This window comes from Haloarcula sp. CBA1122, from assembly GCF_009741785.1.
Lineage (GTDB): Archaea > Halobacteriota > Halobacteria > Halobacteriales > Haloarculaceae > Haloarcula > Haloarcula hispanica.
The window spans coordinates 1-5109 of record NZ_WPCB01000091.1; the positions used below are offsets into that span (position 1 = coordinate 1).

The following is a 5109-nucleotide window of genomic DNA, read 5'->3' on the forward strand; positions in this document are numbered from 1 at the left end:
GGGGGCCACCTCGCCCCGGCGCTCCTCGCGGCCGGCCACAGCGTCCGCGCGCTCGTTCGCGACCCGAGCGAGTACGCCCCGCCCGACGGCGTCGACGTGGCGACAGGCGACCTGCTCGACGCGGGCAGTTTCGACGCCGCCCTCGCCGGAATCGACGTCGCGTACTACCTCATCCATTCGATGCGTGCCGGGACCGACTACGCCGAGCGGGACCGGCGCGCTGCGCGGAACTTCCGTCGGGCGGCGACGCGGCCGGCGTCGACCGAGTCGTCTACCTCGGCGGCCTCGGCGAGGACGACGAGACGCTGTCCGAGCACCTCCGGTCGCGCCGCGAAGTCGAGTTCCTCCTCAAGGAGGGCGAGTACGACCTGACGACGTTCCGGGCGGCCATCATCATCGGCGCGGGCTCAGCGAGCTTTCGGATGATACGCGAACTGACGACGCGGCTACCAGTGCTGGTGACGCCGCGTTGGGTGCGCACGGACTGCCACCCAATCGCTATCGACGACGTCATCGCGTACCTGGTCGACGTGCTCGACACGCCGGAGACGGCCGGCGAGACCTACGAGATTGGCGGCCCGGAGGTGTTGACCTACGCGGAGATACTGCGGCGGACAGGGCGAATCATGGGCACGGGCGAGCCGAAAATCGTGCCGATACCGGTGCTGACGCCGAAGCTGTCTGCGTACTGGGTCGGTCTACTGACCGACGTGCCATCGAGCGTCGCCCGGCCGCTCATCCACGGGCTGAAGACGCCAGTGGTCGCGGACACCGAGGCCGCTCAGGCACAGTTCGCCGTCGACCTGACGCCGTTCGCGGACGCGGTCAGGCTGGCCCTCAGTGAACCGCGGAGTCGCGAAACGGCGCAGGCGGCCGCGGCCACGGGTGGTGCAGGCAGATGAGCGGGGATAGCGCCCGTCCGGAATACGGCGAAACGTGGGTGTACGAGAGCATCATCGGCGCGCTGCCGGGGATTCGGCTACCGACGTGGGCAGCGATGGCGATACAGCTCCTCATCTTCGAGGTCGCCATCGTCGCTCTGTCGTGGTACTACGAGGTCTGGAGCGCCGCAATCGCCGGAACGGTCGTCGTGTTCGTCGCCACCATCGGAAGCGCCGAGATGCTCCGAATCAGCACGCTTATCCGCCGTATCGACGTTCCACCGACCTACCGCGCGCTGCTGTTCGCCTCGAACGTCGAGGTCGTGCTGTCCGTCCTCGCGTACGTGGCGTTGCTCACCCACCTGTTCGTCTTCGACCCGCAGGTCAGCTCGACGCCACTTCTGGGCCAACTGTTCGGGTCGGAGCCGCCGGTACTGGTGGTGTATCTGACCCTACTCATCCTCTGGGACGTGAGCTACCGTATCGGTACGGGCTGGTGGGCCAGCGTCACGGGTCTGTGGCGATCAGCGCGCTACCGGTTCGACCCCGAGACGGCGCGGGTGTTCATCCGGGCCGACCTGGAGATCTGGGGCTTTGGCGTCCTCCAGCTCGTGCTCGTTCCGTTCGTGCTTGACCAGCCGGTACTGCTCGCGGCGCTGGTCGGCCATGTGATAGCCGTCACAGCCGTGACGGCCGCCTCTGTCGGGCTATTGCGCTACCGGTCGAGAACGGCCGCCGTCAGTCAGAGTTGATCTGCTTGAACTGGTCGAGCAGCTCTTCTGTCGACTCGTCACCGTCGTAGTCAACACTCCCGTGGTACGTGCTCCGGTCGTCGTCTTCCGACAGGTCGACCTCGCTGTTCTTGCGTTCACGGCGTTCGTGTTCGTCGTCGTCGTACGCTCCCATCGACATAGGTTACCACGGTGAAACTTGGCTGGTAGTGACTATCAATGTAACGGTGGTCCCAGAAACCGTACCACACGACCTACAGAGTGTGCGAGCAGTCCGAACCGGGGTGTCTCGATAGGGCGGAACGCCCAAGACCACTGACCGTCTACACGGCCCTGTGGCTGGTCCCTTACGTCTGCGACGGTCGAACGAGCGATGGAGCGAGAAGCGGGTCCGGACAGACCTGCTGACACCGCTGCAGAACACCTTCGGTGCGACGATGAACGGTCCGTGGTTCGCCCCGCCGGAGGGGTGGGCCGCGCGCCGACTGGAGATGGACAACGGCGACCTCGCACTGTTTTGCTGGAACGGCCAGCGCGCGTACTGGGTCGGGAACACCGAGACCCCGGAGACGCTGTGGCGAACGGAGAAGTACACGTTCGACGAGGTGCCCGACGAGATTAGCGAGTGGGTCCAGCGCGAGCTGTTCGCCCAGTTAGAGGTGGAGGACCCGTGGCTCACCGAGTACGAGACGCTGGCGCACTTCTTCCTGCCCGTGTTTCTCTCGAAGGACGGCCGGGAGTCGACACGGACGTTCTTCCGGGACCACGCCAGCGGCTTCCCGGACGCCGACCGGGCGGACGGGCTGGCGTTTTACGACGACTTCCTCGCGACTGGCGAACTCGACGACTACCGCTACACGATGGCGAGCAAACTCGGGACCAGCGAGGGCTTTGACCTCTCGCGGATGCGAGCGACGATGGGCGAGTTCAACGTCGCCAAACTGCTCGTCGACGCGGGCAACGACATCAGACCCGAGGTCGAACTGAACTCGGGCCACTCCGTCGATTTCCGAGTCGAGGACACGCTCGTGGAGGTCACCCGCCCACGGCCGCCGTCCCGACGGCAGGTCAACACCGGTATCGCCGCGGTCAAAGCATCGGGTGACGCGAAGACTCGCGACCAGCTAGCGGCCCACCCCGGAGCCGTCCTCGTCGTCGACTGCAGTTCCTTCCCGGACGACGACTGGCGGCGGGTCTACGGCGAACAGCCCGATGTCGGCTACTCGCCGACCATCGTCTTCCGCGCCCGGCCGGACGGCAGCATGGAAGGGTACGCCTACGGCTCGGTTCCGTTCCCGCTCCCGTTGTAGTCAGTTCGCAACTGACGGTAGGTCGCGTTATCTTCCCCGAAATTCGGGGCGTAACATATAACGCGCCGGACGGGCAACACTGAGAGAGATAGCCGTGGTGGACGACACAGAGCAATCGGGGACCAGCGGCGCGGGTCAGTCGGTTTCCGAGGTAATGGACCGGCTCGAATCGCTCCGGTCCGAGGAAGAAGAACGTGCCGAGAGCGCCGCTGCCGGCGTGCTACTGGACCAGCTACAGGAGGTCGAACAGCGACTATTGGCCTTCGGCGAGGCGCTGGGCGGGACCGCCGATACCGTGACAGACCTCCCGTTTACCGAGGAAGCCGGGCTGGACCACATGCCCGAGCCGCTGTACGTCCGCCACGACACCGAGATGCTGAATCAGGTCACGTCCTGGCTCCTGCAGGACCAGCACATCGGATTAGTGAGTCCCTACGGCACCGGAAAGACGGCCTTCCGGGAAATCGTCCTGCGTGACCTTTCGAAACACGAGGGCTTTGTCATCACGCATCTGGACAATCCACGCGAGACGACGCCGCGAAAACTGTACCAGACGGTGCTAACCGCCGCCTACGCCGCGGGCTACTCCATCGACCAGCGCAACTACTCGCAGGTCCGAGACGGGATTCCGTGGGCGACCGCTGAAGCGAAAGACGCCGTCCACGAAATCGTCCGTCGCGTACGCGAGGACGGCAAGACGCTTCTGCTGGTCGTCGACGAAATCGAGGTGCTGGAGGCGGACCTGCTGTCGCCGCTGCAGGTGGCCGGCGACGCCGGCGTCCGGCTGTTCCTCACCGGAACACCGGAGGGGAAGCGGCGGGTGGCGGAGATCCGGGGAACGCTCGACTCACGGCTTCGCTACTACGAGGGCATCGACCCGTTCTCGCCGGACGACGTGGCCGAGTACGCCGCTCGCTCGCTGGCGTACTTCCGGGGCGACCCCTACGAGGGGCAGGCCCCGGACCTGTTTACGCGGGCCGCAATCGAGGACATCCACGAGCGGACCGAGGGCAACCCCCGTGAGGTCCGCATCGAGTGTCGCGAACTGTTCACCAGAGCGGCGTTTGTCTGGTACCGAACCGGGCAGGACATCTCTCGCATCCAGATTACCCCCGAACTGCGCCACCGTCGGTTCGGAATGGGCCGCTGAGCGGCCCTGAGTGGGTATATAAACCACCCACGTTATTCGGTATCACACCGTCGAGTGTGGCGTGTAATAGGGCGATATGCCGGCCGTGACCACAGCTTTTATATAGAATCACATTCAATCATCGTTTGACTATGGCTCAACAGCAGATGGGCAACCAGCCCATGATTGTACTTTCCGAGGAGTCCCAGCGGACATCCGGAAAGGACGCGCAGTCGATGAACATCACGGCCGGGACGGCCGTCGCCGAGGCCGTTCGGACGACTCTGGGTCCGAAGGGCATGGACAAGATGCTCGTCGACAACTCGGGCTCGGTCGTCGTCACGAATGACGGCGTCACCATCCTCGACGAGATGGACATCGAGCACCCCGCCGCCAACATGATCGTCGAGGTCGCCCAGACCCAGGAAGACGAAGTGGGCGACGGCACGACCACGGCGGTCGTCATGGCCGGCGAACTCCTCTCGAAGGCCGAGGAACTCCTCGACCAGGACATCCACGCCAGCATCCTGGCCCAGGGATACCGCCAGGCCGCAGAGAAGGCTAAGGAAATCCTCGAAGACAACGCCATCGACGTCGACGCCGACGACACGGAGACCCTCGAGAAGGTCGCCGCGACCGCGATGACCGGCAAGGGCGCGGAGTCCTCCAAGGACGTCCTCGCCGAACTCGTCGTCCGCGCCGCACAGTCCGTCGTCGACGACGACGGTAGCGTCGACACCGACAACATCCAGATCGAAACCGTCGTCGGCGGCGCAACCGACGAGTCCGAACTCGTCGAAGGCGTCATCGTCGACAAGGAACGCGTCCACGACAACATGCCGTTCGCCGTCGAGGACGCCGACGTGGCCCTGCTCGACACGGCCATCGAGGTTCCGGAAACGGAACTCGACACCGAAGTCAACGTCACCGACCCCGACCAGCTCCAGCAGTTCCTCGACCAGGAAGAAGAGCAGCTCAAGGAGATGGTCGATCAGCTCAAAGAAGCCGGTGCTGACGTCGTCTTCTGCCAGAAGGGCATCGACGACATGGCCCAGCAC

At 65.0% G+C, this 5109-nt stretch carries 5 protein-coding genes and 1 pseudogene; 5 read left to right on the forward strand and 1 reads right to left on the reverse strand.

Going from position 1 to position 5109, the window contains the following annotated elements; all coding sequences use genetic code 11:
- Window positions 1-902, forward strand: a pseudogene (locus GJ630_RS19070) (NAD(P)H-binding protein); the annotation flags it as partial.
- A complete protein-coding gene (locus GJ630_RS19075) occupies window positions 899-1633 on the forward strand; it encodes a hypothetical protein (protein ID WP_014039177.1) in 735 nt (244 codons plus the stop codon). The pseudogene GJ630_RS19070 and the gene GJ630_RS19075, both read left to right, overlap by 4 nt.
- Here GJ630_RS19075 and GJ630_RS19725 read toward each other — a convergent pair.
- A complete protein-coding gene (locus tag GJ630_RS19725; protein ID WP_004516474.1) occupies window positions 1620-1793 on the reverse strand; it encodes a DUF5786 family protein in 174 nt (57 codons plus the stop codon). The two genes, GJ630_RS19075 and GJ630_RS19725, sit on opposite strands and share 14 nt — an antisense overlap.
- A gap of 154 nt (window positions 1794-1947) precedes the next feature.
- Here GJ630_RS19725 and GJ630_RS19080 point away from each other — a divergent pair, with 154 nt between their 5' ends.
- The 3 genes from GJ630_RS19080 to thsA form a co-directional block, all read left to right on the forward strand.
- Window positions 1948-2922: a DUF5784 family protein gene (locus GJ630_RS19080; protein ID WP_050037371.1), complete on the forward strand. Its 975-nt coding sequence runs from the start codon at window positions 1948-1950 to the stop codon at window positions 2920-2922.
- A 154-nt stretch (window positions 2923-3076) separates the two neighbouring features.
- Window positions 3077-4072 (forward strand): AAA family ATPase, encoded by a 996-nt coding sequence (locus GJ630_RS19085; protein WP_191450735.1) that lies wholly within the window; start codon window positions 3077-3079, stop codon window positions 4070-4072.
- Between the two features lie 146 nt (window positions 4073-4218).
- Window positions 4219-5109 (forward strand): thermosome subunit alpha (gene thsA, locus GJ630_RS19090; protein ID WP_305794221.1); only part of this gene is annotated, 891 nt, incomplete at its 3' end.